The 753-nt window shown below is 75.6% G+C and carries 1 protein-coding gene; it reads right to left on the bottom strand.

All coding sequences use genetic code 11. The features are described from left to right. On the bottom strand, positions 1 to 753 hold a 753-nt coding region (locus PO768_RS29000; RefSeq protein WP_272648822.1), incomplete at both ends, for an FAD-dependent oxidoreductase.

The following is a 753-nucleotide window of genomic DNA, read 5'->3' as shown; positions in this document are numbered from 1 at the left end:
GGCCAGCGCGGCCCAGCCGGGCGCGAGCGGCTCGGCCAGGCGCGCGGCCTCGGTGGCGCTGCAGGCCAGGATCACGGCGTCGAAGCCTTCGCCATCGACCCGGCCATTGGCATCGACATGATCGACGCGCCGGCCCAGCCGCAGCTCGGCGCCGCGCGCGCGCAGCCATTGCGCCGCTGGCTCGGCCAGCAGCTCGCTCAAGGGCAGGCGCGGCAGCAGCAGGTCGGCCGAGCCGCGGCCGCTGAACAATGCATCGCGCAGCACGCGCAGAAACACCGCTGCGCTGGCCTCGGTCGCCGGCGTGTTCAGCGCGGCCACGCACAGCGGGTCGATCAGCTCCTGCCGCACCGGCGCGGGCAGGGCGCGGCACAGTGTGTCAACGCTGAGTTCCTCATCGCAGCGAAACCCCGCCAGCGCCCAGCCCAGGCTGGCGCGCAGCAGCGCCAGCCGGGCAGCAAGCGGCCAGGCCCGGCACGCCAGCACCGCGCGGGTGAAGGCGATCAGCGGCGGCCCCGGCGGCAGGCGCAGGCCCTCATGCTCGGGATAGCGCAGCCGCAGCGGCGCGCGCCACAGCGCCACCTCGGGGTCGACGCCGACTCGGCGCATCAGCGCCAGGCTCTCCACATAGGCGCCGATCAGGATGTGCTGGCCGTTGTCCAGTCGAGGCGGCTGCGCCAGGCTGCGCGCGCGGCCGCCCAGCTGCGGCGCCATCTCGATCAGCGTGACGCGGTGCCCGGCGTCGGTGGCCCGCAC

It is taken from the genome of Paucibacter sp. XJ19-41, from assembly GCF_028462495.1.
Classification (GTDB): domain Bacteria; phylum Pseudomonadota; class Gammaproteobacteria; order Burkholderiales; family Burkholderiaceae_C; genus Roseateles_E.
Note: the sequence above shows the minus strand (reverse complement) of the source record. Positions and strands in the feature narration are given on the sequence as shown.